The sequence below is a fragment of the Streptomyces verrucosisporus genome (assembly GCF_017114865.1).
Classification (GTDB): domain Bacteria; phylum Actinomycetota; class Actinomycetes; order Streptomycetales; family Streptomycetaceae; genus Streptomyces; species Streptomyces fenghuangensis.
Map to the genome: position 1 here is coordinate 1 of NZ_JADEYH010000051.1, position 16,390 is coordinate 16,390.

At 72.7% G+C, this 16,390-nt stretch carries 19 protein-coding genes; 10 read left to right on the forward strand and 9 right to left on the reverse strand.

All coding sequences use genetic code 11. The annotated features are described in order from the left end of the window. Positions 1-5 precede the first annotated feature (5 nt). The 8 genes from IQ279_RS26960 to IQ279_RS26995 all read right to left on the reverse strand — a co-directional run bounded on the left by IQ279_RS26960 (position 6) and on the right by IQ279_RS26995 (position 5,174). Complete coding sequence (locus IQ279_RS26960) at positions 6-770, reverse strand: IS5 family transposase (protein WP_206351943.1); 765 nt, start codon at positions 768-770, stop codon at positions 6-8. Between the two features lie 109 nt (positions 771-879). Further along, a complete protein-coding gene (locus tag IQ279_RS26965; protein ID WP_206351944.1) occupies positions 880-1,137 on the reverse strand; it encodes a hypothetical protein in 258 nt (85 codons plus the stop codon). After that, a complete protein-coding gene (locus tag IQ279_RS26970; RefSeq protein WP_206351945.1) occupies positions 1,134-1,595 on the reverse strand; it encodes a hypothetical protein in 462 nt (153 codons plus the stop codon). Before IQ279_RS26970 ends, IQ279_RS26965 begins: the two co-directional genes overlap by 4 nt. Positions 1,596-1,811: 216 nt before the next feature. Beyond that, entirely contained in the window at positions 1,812-2,531 is a 720-nt protein-coding gene (locus IQ279_RS26975) for a hypothetical protein (protein WP_206351946.1), read from the reverse strand. Positions 2,532-2,559: 28 nt separating this feature from the next. Further along, a complete protein-coding gene (locus tag IQ279_RS26980; RefSeq protein WP_206351947.1) occupies positions 2,560-3,075 on the reverse strand; it encodes a GNAT family N-acetyltransferase in 516 nt (171 codons plus the stop codon). Between the two features lie 109 nt (positions 3,076-3,184). After that, positions 3,185-3,664, reverse strand: a complete 480-nt coding sequence (locus tag IQ279_RS26985; protein WP_206351948.1) for a hypothetical protein — start codon at positions 3,662-3,664, stop codon at positions 3,185-3,187. Beyond that, positions 3,661-4,233: a DUF4913 domain-containing protein gene (locus IQ279_RS26990; protein WP_206351960.1), complete on the reverse strand. Its 573-nt coding sequence runs from the start codon at positions 4,231-4,233 to the stop codon at positions 3,661-3,663. Before IQ279_RS26990 ends, IQ279_RS26985 begins: the two co-directional genes overlap by 4 nt. Positions 4,234-4,418: 185 nt before the next feature. Beyond that, positions 4,419-5,174: a DNA-methyltransferase gene (locus tag IQ279_RS26995; protein ID WP_206351949.1), complete on the reverse strand. Its 756-nt coding sequence runs from the start codon at positions 5,172-5,174 to the stop codon at positions 4,419-4,421. Positions 5,175-5,647: 473 nt separating this feature from the next. On the opposite strand from IQ279_RS26995, the gene IQ279_RS27000 reads away from it, so the two are divergent. From IQ279_RS27000 to IQ279_RS27045, 10 genes are all read left to right on the forward strand, one after another. Further along, entirely contained in the window at positions 5,648-6,760 is a 1,113-nt protein-coding gene (locus IQ279_RS27000; protein ID WP_206351950.1) for a C40 family peptidase, read from the forward strand. A gap of 81 nt (positions 6,761-6,841) precedes the next feature. Continuing rightward, positions 6,842-7,150: a DUF6112 family protein gene (locus tag IQ279_RS27005; RefSeq protein ID WP_206351951.1), complete on the forward strand. Its 309-nt coding sequence runs from the start codon at positions 6,842-6,844 to the stop codon at positions 7,148-7,150. Beyond that, complete coding sequence (locus IQ279_RS27010; protein WP_206351952.1) at positions 7,150-7,842, forward strand: hypothetical protein; 693 nt, start codon at positions 7,150-7,152, stop codon at positions 7,840-7,842. The genes IQ279_RS27005 and IQ279_RS27010 overlap by 1 nt, the downstream gene beginning before the upstream one ends. A gap of 47 nt (positions 7,843-7,889) precedes the next feature. Next, positions 7,890-9,269: an SCO6881 family protein gene (locus tag IQ279_RS27015; RefSeq protein ID WP_206351953.1), complete on the forward strand. Its 1,380-nt coding sequence runs from the start codon at positions 7,890-7,892 to the stop codon at positions 9,267-9,269. Between the two features lie 81 nt (positions 9,270-9,350). Further along, on the forward strand, positions 9,351-10,823 hold the full coding sequence (locus tag IQ279_RS27020; RefSeq protein WP_206351954.1) for an SCO6880 family protein: 1,473 nt from the start codon (positions 9,351-9,353) through the stop codon (positions 10,821-10,823). A gap of 49 nt (positions 10,824-10,872) precedes the next feature. Next, complete coding sequence (locus tag IQ279_RS27025) at positions 10,873-11,349, forward strand: DUF6238 family protein (RefSeq protein ID WP_206351955.1); 477 nt, start codon at positions 10,873-10,875, stop codon at positions 11,347-11,349. Between the two features lie 39 nt (positions 11,350-11,388). Beyond that, entirely contained in the window at positions 11,389-11,928 is a 540-nt protein-coding gene (locus IQ279_RS27030) for a hypothetical protein (RefSeq protein WP_206351956.1), read from the forward strand. A gap of 42 nt (positions 11,929-11,970) precedes the next feature. Next, entirely contained in the window at positions 11,971-13,485 is a 1,515-nt protein-coding gene (locus IQ279_RS27035) for a VirB4 family type IV secretion system protein (protein ID WP_206351957.1), read from the forward strand. A 117-nt stretch (positions 13,486-13,602) separates the two neighbouring features. Then, complete coding sequence (locus IQ279_RS27040) at positions 13,603-14,703, forward strand: hypothetical protein (RefSeq protein WP_206351958.1); 1,101 nt, start codon at positions 13,603-13,605, stop codon at positions 14,701-14,703. Between the two features lie 34 nt (positions 14,704-14,737). After that, positions 14,738-15,196 (forward strand): hypothetical protein, encoded by a 459-nt coding sequence (locus IQ279_RS27045; RefSeq protein ID WP_206351959.1) that lies wholly within the window; start codon positions 14,738-14,740, stop codon positions 15,194-15,196. Between the two features lie 24 nt (positions 15,197-15,220). Here IQ279_RS27045 and IQ279_RS27050 read toward each other — a convergent pair. Further along, a partial coding sequence (locus IQ279_RS27050) for an SMI1/KNR4 family protein (protein WP_241028829.1) occupies positions 15,221-16,390 on the reverse strand: 1,170 nt, incomplete at its 5' end.

Genomic DNA, 16,390 nt, shown 5'->3' on the forward strand with positions numbered 1-16,390 from the left:
CATCCTCACTCTGAGCTGGCCAGATGCAGAGCGAGGACGGCCTGGACGAGGCCGGTGGTGCGGGTGGTCGAGCAGCGGAGCCTGCGCAGGAGTCGCCAGGACTTGAGCGTGGCGACGGCCTGCTCGACGAGGGCCCGGATCTTCGCGTGGGACTGGTTCACCGCCTTCTGGCCTGCGGAGAGAGTCTCCCAGCGTCCCCAGCACGGGCTGCGGACCGTGCCGCCGGCACCCCGGTAACCCTTGTCTGCCCAGCACGTGATCCCGGCCTCGGCGAGGGCGTCGACGATGCCGTGTCCGCGGGCCGCGCGGACGTCGTGGACGGCGCCGGGCAGGGTCGGCGAGGCCCACAGCAGTCGGCCGAAGGGGTCGGCTATGACCTGCACGTTCATACCGTGCTTCTTGTGCTTGCCCGAGTAGAACGGCCGGTCGGCGGCGATCCGGTCGATCGGCAGGAGCGTCCCGTCGAGCAGGACGTAAGCCTTCCTCGAAGCGGCCCGGGCGGCCTCGTCGAGGGTCGGTGCGAGTGCGGCCAGCAACTCGACGGCCTCGTTGATGTACCGGTAGGCCGTGCTCGTGCCGACCTCGAAACCCGCTGCGAGCTGGGCGTACGTGGTCCCGTTGCGCAGATGCGCCAACACCAGCAGGGCCTGGCGGCCGACCGGGAGCCGGCGCCAGCGGCTTCCGATCCGACGACGGTGTTCGCGCAGACGAGCGGCAAGGAAGGTCAGGGACCGACTGGACACGTCCAGCCCGCACGGGTAGACAAGCACGTGAAGCCTCTGGTGGGTATCGGGCGATCTTGGTCGTGAACCCGTCTACCAGGGGCTTCACTCATGTGTCGAACCAACTGACCAGCTCACAGCGCAGGTTGGCAAAGGCTCACTGCACGTCCATCCGCAGGCTGTCCGCGGACAACTCGTCCATGTCGCGCTCGGGCGCCATCGCCTCGTGCACGCGGTCACGGATCCGGGCGACCTGTTCCTCGGCCAGGGCGAGGAAGTTGCGCAGTTCCAGGACTCGGGTGACGACCGCGGAGGCGTCCGGGCCGGCGGCCTGCCCGTACAGATCGGTGACCGGGACGCCGAAGACCTCCTGCAGTCGGCCGTCCTGCGTGCAGGGCTTGATACGGACGCTCATCGCAGGACCCCTCGACCGGTGGCCGGCGCCGTGGCGGGTCGCGCGGGCGGGCTGGTGGGCGCGGCCGGGCCCCGGCGTGCGCTGCGGTCGAGACGGGTCGGCCGCCCGGCGACGGGGCTCCGTTCGCCTCGCGTGTCGGGGTCGAGCAGCCACCGCACGGCCATGGCGTGCCCGTCGCGGGCCGAGACGGCGTCGTTGACGCGGTGGGCGAGGTCCACCGTGTGGTCGTCGGCCTCTCCGGGCCGTGTTTCCAGGGCGCGCAGAAGGTCGTCCTCCGCGTGTTCCAGAGCGGCCTGGGATTCGGTGAGCAGGTCGTGTCGGCGTACGGCCTCGGTGGCTTCGCGGTGGGCGTCCGGGGCGGCTGCGACGGCGGCCTTCAACGTGCCGATGCCCATGTCGAAGCGGTGCTCGATCTGCTCGGTGAGCACGCCCACGACATCGTCTACCTCGTCGGGCACGGGATTTTCCCTTCTTGCGGGCAAGCGGAATACGGGCAGGCGGAAATCGCCGTTCGGAGTGAGTGCACGCGAGGCAACCTCTTTACGGAAAAGGGGGAGGCAAAAAGAAGCGGACCGGGTGTTCCCCTGTCGGCCGCTATCAGAGTCCGCGGTTTCGCCGGTTTGGCCAACCGGCGATCGTCGCCTATATTTCCGCCCGTTTCGTGGAAGTGATACTCAACGGCCACGGCCGGCGGGGCGTTGCGTGGGGGCCAGAAGGTGACTGGCCGGCCGCGGGACGGAGCGGGCAGTGGGCTGGACCGGCGGCAAAGGGGACACCTCGCCGCTCAGGGCGTCCTCACACCACCGATGGGCTTCCGCGAGGGTGGCGAAACCGCCCTCGCGCAGCGTGTGGGTCCACGAGTCGGTGCCCACGTCCTCGTGCAGTACACGGAACGGGGAAGGGCTGCGCTCGTCGAGGCAGCGCAGGACCGCGACGGTCATGGCATGGTCGGGGTCGTCGTCGGTGTAGCTGTGCAGGAGGGCGAAGCGGTCGCCATCGCCCATGATCCGATGCTCCAGTGCGCGGGTCGCCTCGTCCGCCGGTGTGGTTCCCATGCCGGGCTTCAGGCTGATCCCATCAGGTGGGCAGCCGCGGTGGATGAGCCAGGACTGTGCCATCGCCGGCAGTGGCAGCGTCGCGTGGTCGAAGCGGAAGGTCATCGCCTTGGGGTCGCGCCGCAGGTGGAGGGCGACGAGTTGCGGCTCCCCGGGGACGCCCCAGGTGACGGCGCGGTTGTGGAGCAGGTAGTAGCTCGCGCCGTCAGGGGTGTGGTGTTCGGCCAGTGGGGTGAGTTCGGTCTGCTCGATCCGGATCGCACGCCGGAACGCCTTTTCGGTCTGCTCGTCGGCGGCCTCGAAGCCGTCCAGACGGAGGTCGAGTTGGGGGTGCCCCATGGGCTCCTTTCGGTGGACGAAGGTGTGGTCAGTGGCGGCTGTGCTCGGTGCCCGGCCGGGTGCCCGAGGCAGCGGCACGGTCGAGCGGGATGCGGACGTCGAGGTGGGTGCCGTCGTAGCTGGGGCGCATGGGTCCGAGGCGGCGCAGGAGGTGGAGCATCGGGACGTTCGAGGCTTCGGTGTACGCGCTCAGGGTGTGGGCGCCGCAGGCCCGGGCGTGCTGGGCTGCGTGGCGGGCCAGCGCGGTGCCTATGCCGCGGCGCTGGTGGGTGTCGGCGACCTGCAGGCCGAGGTCGACCACGCCCGGTTCCCTGCTGAGCGGCCCCGCGCAGGTCAGGGCGATGACTTCGCCGTTGTGCGGGTCGAGGCTGATCCAACTGTCGCAGTGGGCGAGCAGCCGTTCGATGTCGCGGCGGAGGACGCGGGTGCGGCCCCAGCGCCGGTACAGGGCACTTCGCGAGGAGCGGTGGTGGAAGGCGTCGATGAGCGGCCAGTCCTCGACGCGGGCCGGCCGGGTGCCGGCGAGGATCGGGTGGATCAGCAAGGGCGCCCCCGCGTGGCCGTCGGAAGCGCGTGGCGGCGGGTGTTCCCCTGTGGTGCGGCTGTCGGCGGTTCGGCGGTGAGCCGGTGCTGCGGCGTGGGAGGGGAGATCGTCAACGGGCAGGTCCCTTGGAGGGGATGGGTGCGGGGCGCGGCAGGCCGGGCATCGTGCGGGGCGGTCCCGGCCTGGGGGCGGGACGGTGTTCGGTCAGCTGAGGGGGACGGGCCCGGGCGGCGTGGGTGCGTGCGCTCAATGGTCGGCGGGCCATCCCCAGCCGGGCACCGACGGTGTCGTAGACGTCGTTCCGAGCCCGTGGCCGGATGGCCACGACGTGGATCTCCCTGCGGTGCGCGGCTGTCTCCGGCGCCAGGCGAACGCCGTAGACGACGCGCCACTCCTTGCGGGAGTCGACGAACAGCTTGCGGTAGCCCTCCAGGTCGCCGGTCAGCCGGAGCCCGAAGCGCTCGGCGTTCACCACCTCCTGCAGGCAGGCGAGGGTGAGGTCGCGGATGTCGCCGGGCGCCTGGAGGAGGTCGGTCAGGGCGCGCGGGTCGAAGCTGAGCCCGAAGGCGGGCTGCCGCCCGGCGCTCATGACGCCGGCTCGTCCGGCTCGTCCGGCTCGTCCGGACCGGACGATGCGGACTCGGCCGCACTCGCCTTCTCCGTACGGGCCGAGGGCGGCGGGCCGGGCAGGAGCCGGTGCGCGGGCCGCTCGGGTGAGGTCATACACGCCGACAGCGGTCCACCGGGGGCGCGGATCGCCCCGACGGCGTGGGCGAGGAAGTCCCGGTGCCATACGAACAGCCCGGACGGGCCCGCTTCGGGGTCCCTGTGCTGCTGGTAGGCGAGCCACAGCGCGTGGAGCCAGGCCACCACGTCGTCGTGTTCCTGCCACCGCAGGCACCATGGGGCGGCCGTGGTGACCTCCGCCCCGTAGACGGGCAGCAGGAAGTCGTCCACCCAGTCCGACAGGGCGTCGAGTTCGTCCTCGTACTCCTCGCCCTCCAGCTCCAGGATCGGCCTCGGTTCCGGCGGAGCCGCCGGGACCGGCCCGCCGAGGCCCGGCATACCGAAAGCGGCGAACGGAGACGGCGAGGGGCGCGGTGCGGGGGCCGAGGCCAAGTGGTCGAGCTGCCGGGCCTGCTGGGCGGACTGCTCCATCAGCTTCCGGACGCTGGCCTCGATCCCCTCGAGGTGGGAGTCGGGGACGCGAACCGGCTCGAGTTCGCCGTCCGGAGGGTTTACGGGATCGGACATGAGTGGAGAGGGCCTCCTTGGAACCGTGGCTAGCGGGGGTGCGGCGCCGACGGGCCGTGCACCGGCCGGCGGGCGGGCTGCCCGGGCGGTCAGGCGCTGAGGACGACGTCGTCCCGGGTGAGGGTCTGGCGGGCGGTCTCGGTGAGCCGGTCGGTCGCGATGGAGGCGTAGTGCTCGGTCTTCTCCACACCGATGAAGTCGCGGCCCTCCAGCAGGGCGGCCACGCCTGTGGAGCCGGAGCCCGCACAGAAGTCGAGCACCGTACCGCCCTCGGGGCTGATCTTGACCAGCTCGCGCATCACCTCGACCGGCTTCTGCGTGATGTGCTCCCGCTTCGCGCCCGACGGCTGCGAGGCGGAGTACAGGCCGGGCAGGTAGACCGGGTTGCGGGAGCCGTCGATCGCGCCCTTCGACGCCCAGACGACGAACTCGCAGTTCTGGGTGAAGCGGCCCTTCTGCGGCCTGGCCTGCGGTTTGTGCCAGGCCAGGACCCCGCGCCACAGCCATCCGGCGGCCTGGATCGCGTCCGTGGTGACGGGCAACTGCCGCCAGTCGGTGAACAGCAGGGCGGTCCCGCCGGTCTTCGTCAGCCGGTGGGCCTCGGTCATGAGCTGGGTCAGCCAGAAGCCATAGGAGCGCTGGTCCATGTTCTCGCCGGTGAAGTCCGGCAGGGTGTGCTTGGCGTCGACGGAGGTGTACTTCTGCTTCGCCGAGCGGGACGTGCGCTCCTTGGCCGTGCGGCCGCCGGAGTTGTAGGGCGGGTCGGTGATCACGGAGTCGACGCAGTCGTCCGGCAGCGTGGACAGCACACGCAGGGCGTCGCCCTGATGAAGGGAAAAAGGCAAAGAGCTACCCCGATTCGGGCGTGGGGGATTCGGGAGACTCCTCTCGCCCAGGAGAATCCGGCCGGGCTGGAAACCGGGCGTGCAAGAGGCCGGGATAACGCGGCACGGAAGGCGGAGGGAGTCTCAGAACTGTAGAGGCGAATCGGCCGCCGACCAAGAAGTGTGCGGCGAGGGGAAGGAATTCGCCCCCTCGCGGCGACTTTTTGGTCAACCGCCGCTCCGGGCCTACTGTTTTGGAACCGCCCGGCGCACACCGCCGCCGGCCCCTTTCCACCGCGTCCTGCGGAGGTACCCCCTGCCCCGGCGCACCCATCGCCCCCGGCCCACAGGCTGGGCGGCAACTCGCCCTCAGACCGGCGCCTCCCGGACATCCGCCCTGGCCGCCGTGCCTCTTCCGCCCCGAAGGAGACCTCTGTGATCTCTCGTTGCCCGCCCCCGTCCTCAATCCCCGCCGGGCGAGGAGGCCAGTCCGGTTGAAGACGCTCGCCGCCGGTATCGGCGTCGTCGTCCTCTCCCCCGTCCTCCTCGGCGGCGCGGCCATGCTGACGGCCGGCTCCAGCGAGGCCGCCGTCCGCGGCAGTGCGTCGCGGTGCCTGCCGGACCTGGACACCGACAAGGTCACCGAGCAGGTCGCCGAGATCCTCGACGGCGCGGACGCCTCCGGCGTCGACATCGAGGGTTTGGAGCTGCCTGGTGAACAGATCCCGCACGCCCAGACCATCGTCGTCACCGGGGCCGATCTCCGGATTCCCCGGCGCGGGCAGATCATCGCGCTGGCCACCGCCATACAGGAGTCCCGGCTGCGCAACCTGGACTACGGGGACCGCGATTCCCTCGGACTGTTCCAACAGCGCCCCAGCCAGGGCTGGGGCACCGCCGAGCAGATCCGCGATCCCGTCTACGCGTCCGAAAGGTTCTACACGGCGCTTGTGCGGGTGAGCGGCTGGCAGCAGATGACCGTGACCCAGGCCGCCCAGGCGGTGCAGAAGTCCGGCTATCCGGACGCCTACGCCCAGTGGGAGCCTCTCGCGACCGCACTGCAGACGGCCATCGCCGCCACCTTCCCCGGCGCCGGTCACGGTGCCGGCCAGGAGGGCGACGACGCTCCCCCGCTGTCCGAGTGCGCCACGGAGGACGGCTCGTCCTTCGGGAAGATCCCCGAAGGCGCCGTCCCGGACGGGTACAAGGTCCCCGAGGACGCCGACCCGCGTGCCCGCACGGCGATCGTCTGGGCGATGCACCAGCTCGGCACGATGTACCAGTGGGGCGGCACCTGCACCGCGCCGCACGGCCCCGACCCGATGGGCCGCTGCGACTGCAGCTCGCTGATGCAGCAGGCGTACGCCGAGGCCGGCGTCCGGCTCACCCGCACCACGTACACGCAGGTCGGCGAAGGCGAAGCCGTCTCGCCGAACCGGCTGCGGCCCGGCGACCTGATCTTCAGCCGCGGCACCGCCGCACGCCCTGAGCACGTCGGCATGTACATGGGGCAGGGGCTCGTCATCGAGGCTCCGCGCACGGGCAAGCCCGTACGCATAACCCCGCTCAAGGACTGGGACGTCCTCGCCGTGCGCCGCGTCCTGTGACACCAGCCCTCTGCCGGCCCCGCCCTCCCGTTCCTCGCTTCGGCCCTTTGGCCCGTGCACGCAAGGAGCCTTGCCACACCCATGACGCCTCTCGCCGACCGGCTCCATCTCGCTTTCGACCCCGGGATCACCCCCAAGGACGGTGGTCTGCCTGGCCTCTCCGTCTTGAAAGACGTCGTCAGCTCCATCAACATGTTCGGCATCATCGCCGTGGTCGGCGCCCTCGCCGTCAGCCTGGCGGTGTGGGCCTGGGGCCACCACACCGGTGGCCACCAGGCGGAGGCGAACGGGAAGAAGGGCGCGGTCGTCGCGGCCGGCGCCGCGCTCGGCCTGGGCGCGGCCAACGGCATCGTGGCCTTCTTCTCGGCCCTGGGATCGCAGGTTCAGTGATGCCGAAGCGGCTTCTCCCCCTGTCGGGCCACGGCATCGGCCGGCCGGCCAACCGCCGCATCCTCGCGGTCGCGATCGGGCTAGCCTGTCTGCTCGCCATCGCCGGCACGACCGCCTACGTCACCGGGCGCGGCGAACAGCAGCGCCCCTCCCCCGCTTCCCCTCCTCCCCCAGCCTCGTCGGACAGCTCGGCGCCGTCCCAGGACGCGCAGGAGCCGGGCACCGGGACGGGCTCGGTGCCCCGACCGCCGCGGATCTCCGATCCGGTCGCCTTCGGCAAGGCGGCCGCGGTCATGCTCTGGTCCTACGACACCCGCGACACCAGCCATGAGCAGCAACTCGCCGGCATGGAGGCGTGGATGACCGAGGAGAGCGAGTACAGCGACTGGCCGTCGGTCTCCGCGCAGGTGCCGGACCCGGTCCTGTGGTCGCGGATGGCCGACCAGCGGCAGCACGCCACCGCGTCCGCCTCCGAGGGCCACTACCCGTCGGCGTTCAAGCAGGCCCTGGCCGAGGACCCGTCCGCGATCACCGAGGCGTACATCTACGCCGTGACCGTCACCGGCAAGCAGCGGATCGGCTGGGCGGACGGCGGGAGCGGGGCGGAGGACCGCTCCGTCACCCTCGCCGTGCAGTGCCGCCCCTCCCAGGACTGCTCCCTGGTGGCCATCGCGCCTCGCGTCGCGCCCTGACCGGCCCTGAGTCCTGAGCCCGAGCAAGAAAGGAGGGCCACCTTCCCGTGGGCTTCTGCGATCTTCCCCTCGCGGACAAGCTGTGCGCCGTCGGAGACGCGGCCGACTTCGTCTCCAATCCCGGCGAGGCGATCGGCAACTGGATGGCCAAGTCGGCCGGCGAACTCGCCGCCGCCGCGACGGACCTCGCCGCCGAGGCCGTCAACACCACCACCCGAGTGGACCTGAACGCCGGCTGGTTCCGCGACAACTATGAGCTGATCCTGCCGATCGGACTGATCGTCCTGGTCGGTACGTTCTGCGCCCAGCTCGTCCGGGCCGCGGTCCGCCGGGACGGCCAGGCCCTCACCCAGGCGTTCACCGGCACCGCGACGGGCGTGCTGTTCGCCTTCTCCGCCATCGCCCTGACCACGGTGGCGATCGAAGTGGTCGACGCCCTGTCGGACGGGCTGTTCAAGGCGGCGAACACCTCCGTCGAGGACGCGGTGCGCCGCATCGTCAAGGTCTCCCAGATCGGGGCCCTGACCGGTCTGGGCTGGCTGGTGCCGACCATCGCCGCTCTGGGGGCCGCGATCGGAGCGGTCCTGTACTGGTGCGTGATGATGGTCCGCAAGGTCGGCATCCTCGTGCTCGTCACACTGGCGGTGTTCGCCGGGGCCGGCGGAGGCTGGGAGGCCGCGCGCCGGTGGCGCAGGGGGTGGATCGAGGCCACCGCGACCCTGGTCGTCTCCAAGCTGCTGATGACGATCGTCTTCCTGCTCGGCATCTCCGCGATGGGCGACACCGAGGCCACCGACGGACTCGCCGCGCTCGCCGACGTCATGGCCGGCATCGTCGTCATGGTCCTGGTCCTGCTCTGCCCGTACGCCACCTTCAAGTTCGTGCACTGGGCGGCCGAGGGCTCCGACGGCGAGTCCCTCCACCGCGCCGGCGGAGCCGGGGCCCAGCTCGCCAGGCAGCACACCGAGCGCGCCGGGCGGAAGGCCGCCGCGATGGCGGCCACGGCCGGAACCGGAGCGAGCGCGGGGGCCGGGGCCGCGCCGCAGGGCCCGGACGCGATTCCGGGCGGCGGTGGGTTCCCCGGGGATATCGCCTCCGCCTCGACCGGCGGAGGGGACCAGAAGGGCCCACAGGGCGACGGGGGCGGTACCTCGTCCGGTGGCGACGCCGTCAAGTCCGGTCTGGAGAAGGCCGTACAGCCCGCGCCGACCGGCGTCACCGACGACACCGCCGGCCAGGTCGGCGGCGGTCCGGGCACTGCCGCCGCTGCCGGTGACCCAGGGGCCGGTGCCGCGCCCGGCCGAGTCGGTGGGTGGAGTTCCACACCGCCCACCACCACGCCTCCCCCGCAGGGCGCTCCGCCGTCCTCCGGCTCACAGGCCGCCGACAGTGGTGCGGCGACCCCGCCGCCCCCGACGAGCCCCTGACCATCCTCTCCCCGCCCGAGGGCGGGACGTGCACGCCGCTCCCCGCCCCCGGGTCCCGCCCGCGCCCTCTGGACCAGCCCTTTGTCTGATCTTTCCGTCGCCCCGGTCACGGTGAAGTTCCCGCACCGGTCTCGTCGCGGCATCCTCCTCGGCCTCTCCCTCCCCCAACTCCTCCTCGCGTCGGTTGCGTTGACGCTGCTGCTGGTGACGGTGGTCTCCACCGGTCTGCTCGGCGTCGTGGCGCTGGCCCCGCTGTGGGCCGCGGCCGCCGCGCTGGTCGTGATCCGCCGCCACGGCCGCTCCCTGATCGACTGGGCGCCGATCGTCACCCGCTACGCGTACCGCCGCCGCACCGGGCAGACGCTGTGGCTGGCCCGGCCGGTCACCCGGCCCCGCCAGGACGGTGTCCTGCATCTGCCCGGCACCGCGGCCTCCCTGAAGGTCGTCACCCCCGGCGACTCGGCCAACGGCGCCGCGGCCGTCCACGACCCGCACCACCAGACCCTCACCGCCGTCGCCCGCGTCTCCTCCCGCGCCTTCGCCCTGCTCGACCCGGCCACCCAGAACGCGAACCTCAACGGCTGGGGCCGGGCCCTCGCCGGCATCGCCCGCACCGGCCACGTCGCCCGCGTGCAGGTCCTGGAGCGCACCGTCCCTGACTCCGGCGACACCCTCTCCCGCCACTGGGCCCGGCACGGCCGGGCCGAGGCCCCGGTCGCCGGGCAGATCTACTCCGAGCTGGTCGCCTCCGCCGGACCGGCAGCCGCCCCGCACGAGACCTACCTCGCCATCTCCCTCGACCTGAAGGCCGCCAGGCGGCTCATCGGCCAGGCGGGCGGCGGACTGCCCGGCGCGTTCACGGTCATGGAGCAGATCACCTCCTCCATCACCCAGGCCGTCCGTAATTCCGGCCTGACGGTCACCAGCTGGCTGTCCGCCCGGGAGATCGCCGCCGTCATCCGCACCGCCTACGACCCGGGCGCCCTCGCGGCCCTGCAGCAGTGGTCCGACACCGGACGCGCCGAGGCCGACCCGGCCGCCGCCGGGCCCGTCGTCCAGGTCGAGGAGTACGACCGCCTCGCCACCGACACCGCACGCCACGCCACGTACTGGGTGGAGAACTGGCCGAGGGTGGAGATGGGCGCCGGGTTCCTGCACGGGCTGATGTTCACCGCGGGCGTGCGCCGAAGCCTCTCGCTCATCTACGTCCCGCAGGGGCTGGAGTCCGCGCTCCGCGACGTCCAGCGGCGCAAGGCGGCGATCGTCGCCGACGCCGGCGAACGCGCCCGCCGCGGGCAGGTCGACAGCGAGGAGGACTCCGTCGAGTACGCCGACGTCAAGACGCGCGAGCGGCAGCTCATCGCCGGGCACGCCGATGTCGCCCTGACCGGCCTGGTCACCGTCACCGCCCAGTCCGACGCCCTCCTCGACGCGGCTTGCGCGCAGATCGAGACCGCCGCCGTCACCGCCGGCGTCGACCTGCGCCGCCTCAACTACCAGCAGCCCGACGCCTTCACCCTCGGCGCCCTGCCGCTGGCCCGCACCGTCCTCTGAGCCCAGTCCGCCCTCTGTCCCGGCACGGCGGCAGAAGGGAACCCGCCTTTTGACCTCTCCTCCGCGTCCGGACGACGCGCACCCCTACCTCCGAGCCGCCAGCGCGGGCATCCGCCACCACGCCCGCGCCCTCGCCCTCGCCGAACAGGCGGCCGAGCCGCGAGCGGTGGTGGACCGCACGCACCTCGACGTGCTTCACGCCCACCTCACCGTCCTGCACCAGCTCCTCGACCACCTCGCCGACGCGGCCCGTCCCCCGTATCCGGCCGCAGGTCGGCACCTGGCCACCGCGTGCACCCGACTGTGGCAGGCCGCCACCGCCGTCCACGACGCCTTCCACCTGCTGCCCACGGCACACCGGGACGCCGACGGCGCGGAGTGCCACCCAGAACGGCTGCCCGACGGACCGCCGGTACTGACCATCTGCAGGCGTCACCTCGCCTCCGGCCACGCCGTCCGCCGCAAGACCACCCCCACCGATCTCAAGGGCCCACCGCACGGCCACACCACCCACCGCGCCGCATAGCCCTCCCCGCCCCTCGTCTGGGCAACAGAAAGGCTCCCTTTGCGCAAGCTCACCCGCGCCGCCTCCACCGCCCTGATCGCCACCGCGGTGGCCGCCACCAGTCTGGCCACCGCCGCCCCGGCATCCGCCGCCGGATACCGCTGCACCACCAGCCACAAGAGCATCGACGACGCCGCCTACAACGGGCCGTGGCCCGACAACTGGAACGTCACCACCACGATCTGCGCCAAGCGGTCCGGATCGTACGTGTACACCTACGCCAAGCTCTCCTGGGACGGACCGGTCTACGCCCGGGCCGACGACAGCGGCCTCTTCGACGGCGCCTATTTCCGGCTGCAGATCAAGCGGTCCCAGTCCGGCACCGACCCGGTCCTCACCTCCCGGGCCCACCACGGCATCGAGGCCCGGCTGGAGGACTCCACCAGCGGCGCGAACTACAACAACAGCTACACCACCGGCACCCTCGCCTACCGGATCGGCAGCGCCCGCGGGCTCGGGGACGGCGAGCTGCGCCTGGACTGGAACAACGACGGCGACGGCTACCGGACCCACCGGTTCTCCGCCTCCCCCGCCGTCTGAGCCCGCCCCGCCGACCGCCCCGCTTGTGAAGGCCCGCCTGCCATGACCCACCGGTCCGCCCGCCGAGCCCGCCGCGCCTCGGCCTCCCCGCTGTTCACCCCGCACGGCACCGACCGCGCCGCCCGCAGGGCAGCCCGCCGCCGGCTCGCCGAGGCCGCCGCCAAGGCCCGCTACGCATCCGCCGGCCACCCGGCCGGACGCACACCGGCCGAGCCGGAGATACCACCTGCCGTCTACCCGGCCGGCGGGCGGCCCGGCGCCGCCTCGGCCCGCGGCAACCGGCTCAAGCTGCCCGCCCACCGGATGACCACCGCGGTCGCCGCCGGGGCGTACCCGTTCCTCGCCGAGGGCGGGCTGGGGGCCGAGGGCGTCTACATCGGCCGCGACGTCCACGCGGAGGCGAGCTTCGTGTTCGACCCGTTCGCCCTGTACGGCCGTGTCGAGGGCTTCACCAACCCCAACGTGCTGCTGGCCGGGGTGATCGGGCAGGGCAAGAGCGCCCTGGCCAAGTCCTTCGCGCTGCGCAGTGTGGCGTTCGGCTACCGCGTCTACGTGCCCTGTGACCCGAAGGGCGAATGGACGCCGGTGGCCGCCGCGCTCGGCGGCACCTCCGTCGCCCTCGGCCCCGGCCTGCCCGGCAGGCTCAACCCGCTGGACGCCGCGCCCCGCCCGGCCTCCGTCCCGGAGGCCGACTGGGCCGGGGAGGTCCGCAAGCGCCGGCTGCTGCTGCTCGGCTCCCTGGCCCGCACCGTCCTGGGCCGGGACCTGCTGCCGATGGAGCACACCGCCCTCGACATCGCCCTCGACGCCGTCGTCACCCGCGCCGCCGACTCAGGCCGCACTCCGCTGCTCGGCGACATCGCCGCCGCCCTCAACAGCCCCGACCGGCTCGACGAGGCCGCCGGGCTCGTGTCCGGGCGCCTCGGGGACGCGGCCCGAGACCTCGCCCACGCCCTGCGCCGCCTGGTCCACGGCGACCTCGCGGGCATGTTCGACGCCCCCTCCACCGTCGCCTTCGACCCCGCCTCGCCGATGCTCACCATCGACCTGTCCCGCCTCGGTGGCGGGGCTGACGACACCGCCCTCGTCCTGGCCATGACCTGCGCGAGCGCCTGGATGGAGTCGGCCCTCACCGATCCGCGCGGCGGCCGGCGCTGGATCGTCTACGACGAAGCCTGGCGCCTGATGCGCCACCCCGGGCTTCTCCAGCGCATGCAGGCCCAGTGGAAACTCTCCCGCGGCCTGGGCATCGCCAACCTCATGGTCATCCACCGGCTGTCCGACCTGCTCACCGCCGGCGACGCCGGATCCCGCGGCCGGGCCCTGGCCGAAGGGCTCCTGGCCGACTGCTCCACCCGGATCATCTACCGGCAGGAGACCGACCAGCTCCACGCCGCGGCCACCCTCCTCGGCCTCACCTCCGTCGAAGCCGAAGCCATCGCCCACCTCAACCGAGGCCGCGGCCTGTGGAAGGTCGCCGGACGCTCCTTCGTCGTCCAGCACCTCCTCCACGCCCACGAGCGGGCCCTGTTCGACACCGACGCCCGCATGCACTGAAGAGTCCGTGAGTCCGTGACTTCCGTGCCCCTGATTCCCATGAGCCCAAGGATGGAGTCTCGTTGAACAGGCTATTCCGTCCCGCGGCTGCTGGAACCCCGACACCGGAGCCGGCCCATGGCTGACACGCGGATCATCCTCGCCTACCGGCGCGGCGACGGGATCGTCGCCACCGCTCACGGCGAGAGGTACAAGGCAGCGCACCAGGCACTCGCCGCGTCCGGCTTCCGTCGCGGCGACGACTGGGTGCATCACCTGCCGTCCACGGGCCAGGACATCTCGCGTATCACCGTGGCCGACCTGATCCGCCACGCCAGGACACGCGGGGTGGAGGTGACGACCAGCAGTCGGCGGTTCCTCGGCGACACCGCTCAGGACATCGCCGGTCTCCTGCCCGGCAGGTGGGACACGCGCGTCGAGCTCTACTCCCATCCCGTGTGGCAGGGAGACCTGGTGCCGTGGTTGTGGGACGGCGGTGAACTCGCCCACGCCGTCCAGCACGAGCCGATCCCCTACGCCGCCACCCTCACCGACGCGGTTTCCGGAGCGACTCTGCTGCTCGTCGAGCACCCCGGCCGACGGCTCGGTTACCTGGTCGGCGCACTCGCCCCCGAGTCGTTCGAGGGAGGGCACGGCGACCAACGCGCCCCGCACAGCATCGTCCTGCCGCCATTCGCCGACCGTGCGGCCCTGGTGATCACGGAGCGATACCTGCCCGCCTATGAGCGTGCCGTCCACGCCAGGCGGCTCGCGGCCGTCACCGAGGCCCTCGACCGCATTCGCGCCGAGCACGACATCTGGACCACCACCACCTCAGGCCGGTACAGCGAGGCCACCTCCCCCGACACCACGGCGCTCGGCAAGGCGGCCGAGACGTTCTTGAACCGGGTCCGGGCCGAATTCCTCGGCGTCATGCAGCACGCTCCCGCGCTCCTCGACCGGTGCCGTCCCCCGGCCACCGGCCGGCCCGAGGACGCCCGGATCCTCGCGCGTCTGGCCGACACCCTCATCGACGCCGAGAGCGTGGACGAGGACACCTCGCTCACCCGGCTGGAGCGGAACGCCCGGCTCTGGCCGGCCATCGACACCTGGCTCACCCACAGCGAACCGTTCCTCCGCCAGGCTCGCGCCGCAGCGCCTCGCCGACGGCACCCGCGACTGGCCGCCGCCCCGCCACTCCGAGCCCTCCCCCAGGGCCGTCATGCACCCCGCCGCTGATTCATTCCGCTTCCACCGCAAGGAGAACCGCTCTTTGGAGCCCGGCACTCATTTCGTCTTCGGCACTCACACGGACCACGGCTTCGTCGCCGCCTTCACCTCTTCCATGCCCGCCCACTTGGCGGCCTGGTTCCTCACCCGGGAGCAGTTCGAGCCCGTCCTCGACACCCCCGGGCTGTTCCGGCTCACCGAGCCCGAGCGCGACGGTCCGCGCCGCACCCGCCAGGCCGTCCACGACCTGCGCCGCCACGGCTACACCGTGTACGCCGACCACGCCCTCGATCCCGCAGTCTCGTCCTCCCCACCGCGCCCGGCTCGGCCGAACGGGCTGATGGAACGCCGCAGCCGCCTGGCACAGGCAGCGGCCGGCCGCTCCCCGCAGGGCGGCACGGCACCCACCACCGCGCCGCCCACCACACGTCCGGTCCCGCCGAAGCCCACCTACGCACCCACCGCCCACCTGCCCGCCTCCACCACCGGGCGGCGCCGGTGAGGCCTGACGCCGAACCGATCCGCATCACCCGTGGCCAGGGCGGCGAGGTCGACGTCGATGGCGTTCTCGACTCCCTGGCCGGAGACATCCTGCGCCGGGCGGGCTTTCTGTTCGAGCCCTCTCTGCGCGGCCACTGGATCCGGCTCCCGTTCGACATGGGGCGCGACTGGGAGAACCGGCGCGCGACCTGGGCCGCGGAGATGCTGACCATCGCCCGCTACCCGGTACGCCTCGCCCCCGACCTGCGTGCCGACGCCTCCGAGAGAACCGCACCCCCTGGACCGGCGCCTCCACCGGCCATGACCGCGCAGGCTCCTCCCGGCCGCCGGGCCCGCCGCTGAGCCACGCCATGGGGCCGAGGTGGCCCTCCAGGACGGTCCGGGTGATCGGGGGACGGTCCCACAGGGCGAGGAGTTCGTTGGCCAGGGCCACGATCGGGAGCGGGGCCTGGTCGCCGTGGACCTCGATGGCGGCGGCCGACAGGCCGCGCGGCACGGCCCGGGCGTCGAGGAGGGCGCGCCACTGCCGCGGTCCGAGTTTCAAGAACTCCAGTCCGGTCAGCTTGGCGATCTCCAGCGGGTCGGCGAGCGTGCCGGGATAGGCGGTCAGGGTCCGCAGGCGCGGCAGTCCGGTGACGGGGGCGAGGCTGAGCGGCTCGCCCTCCCACACGCCGATGGACAGGACCTCCAACTCCGGGTGGGCGGCGGCCTCGACACTGCCCAGGCCGACGATGTTGACCCGGGCCACGGTCGGCGGCTGGTCCCCGCGCGGGCCGCGGCGCCCTTCGCCGTACCCGTTCACCACCAGGTCGGTGAGGGAGTCGGCGAGCAGGTCGGCGCCGATGCTCTGCTCGTGGTCGAGCATGATGACCTGCCCGGTGTGCCCGCGTGGGCCCGGTGTCAGGTCGACGGCGATCAGGTCGCCGCCGCCGCTGTCGCCGAAGACGATCCAGCCGGGCGAGCCGACCAGGCACTGCACCGCGGCGTCCGGTGGCGTGACGGCCGCCTTCACCGCCGCGAACTCCCAGGGGCGCGGGCGGGACCGCACGTCGGCGACGCACAGGTGCTCCAGGGCGAGGAGTTCGCAGCCGACCGCCCGGGAGACGCGCTCGGCCGCCTCGTAGTCGCCGTCCCAGTCCTCCCAGCCCGCCCGGACCACCCGGTAGAGCGCCTTGAGTTCCTCGGGCAGCGCGAC

Excerpts from the sequence above, each read along its gene's own strand:
- IQ279_RS26965 (WP_206351944.1), bottom strand. The coding sequence starts at position 1,137 with ATGAGCGTCCGTATCAAGCCCTGCACGCAGGACGGCCGACTGCAGGAG.
- IQ279_RS26975 (WP_206351946.1), bottom strand. The coding sequence starts at position 2,531 with ATGGGGCACCCCCAACTCGACCTCCGTCTGGACGGCTTCGAGGCCGCC.
- IQ279_RS26985 (WP_206351948.1), bottom strand. The coding sequence starts at position 3,664 with ATGAGCGCCGGGCGGCAGCCCGCCTTCGGGCTCAGCTTCGACCCGCGC.
- IQ279_RS26990 (WP_206351960.1), bottom strand. The coding sequence starts at position 4,233 with ATGGAGCAGTCCGCCCAGCAGGCCCGGCAGCTCGACCACTTGGCCTCG.
- IQ279_RS27005 (WP_206351951.1), top strand. The coding sequence starts at position 6,842 with ATGACGCCTCTCGCCGACCGGCTCCATCTCGCTTTCGACCCCGGGATC.
- IQ279_RS27010 (WP_206351952.1), top strand. The coding sequence starts at position 7,150 with ATGCCGAAGCGGCTTCTCCCCCTGTCGGGCCACGGCATCGGCCGGCCG.
- IQ279_RS27035 (WP_206351957.1), top strand. The coding sequence starts at position 11,971 with ATGACCCACCGGTCCGCCCGCCGAGCCCGCCGCGCCTCGGCCTCCCCG.
- IQ279_RS27040 (WP_206351958.1), top strand. The coding sequence starts at position 13,603 with ATGGCTGACACGCGGATCATCCTCGCCTACCGGCGCGGCGACGGGATC.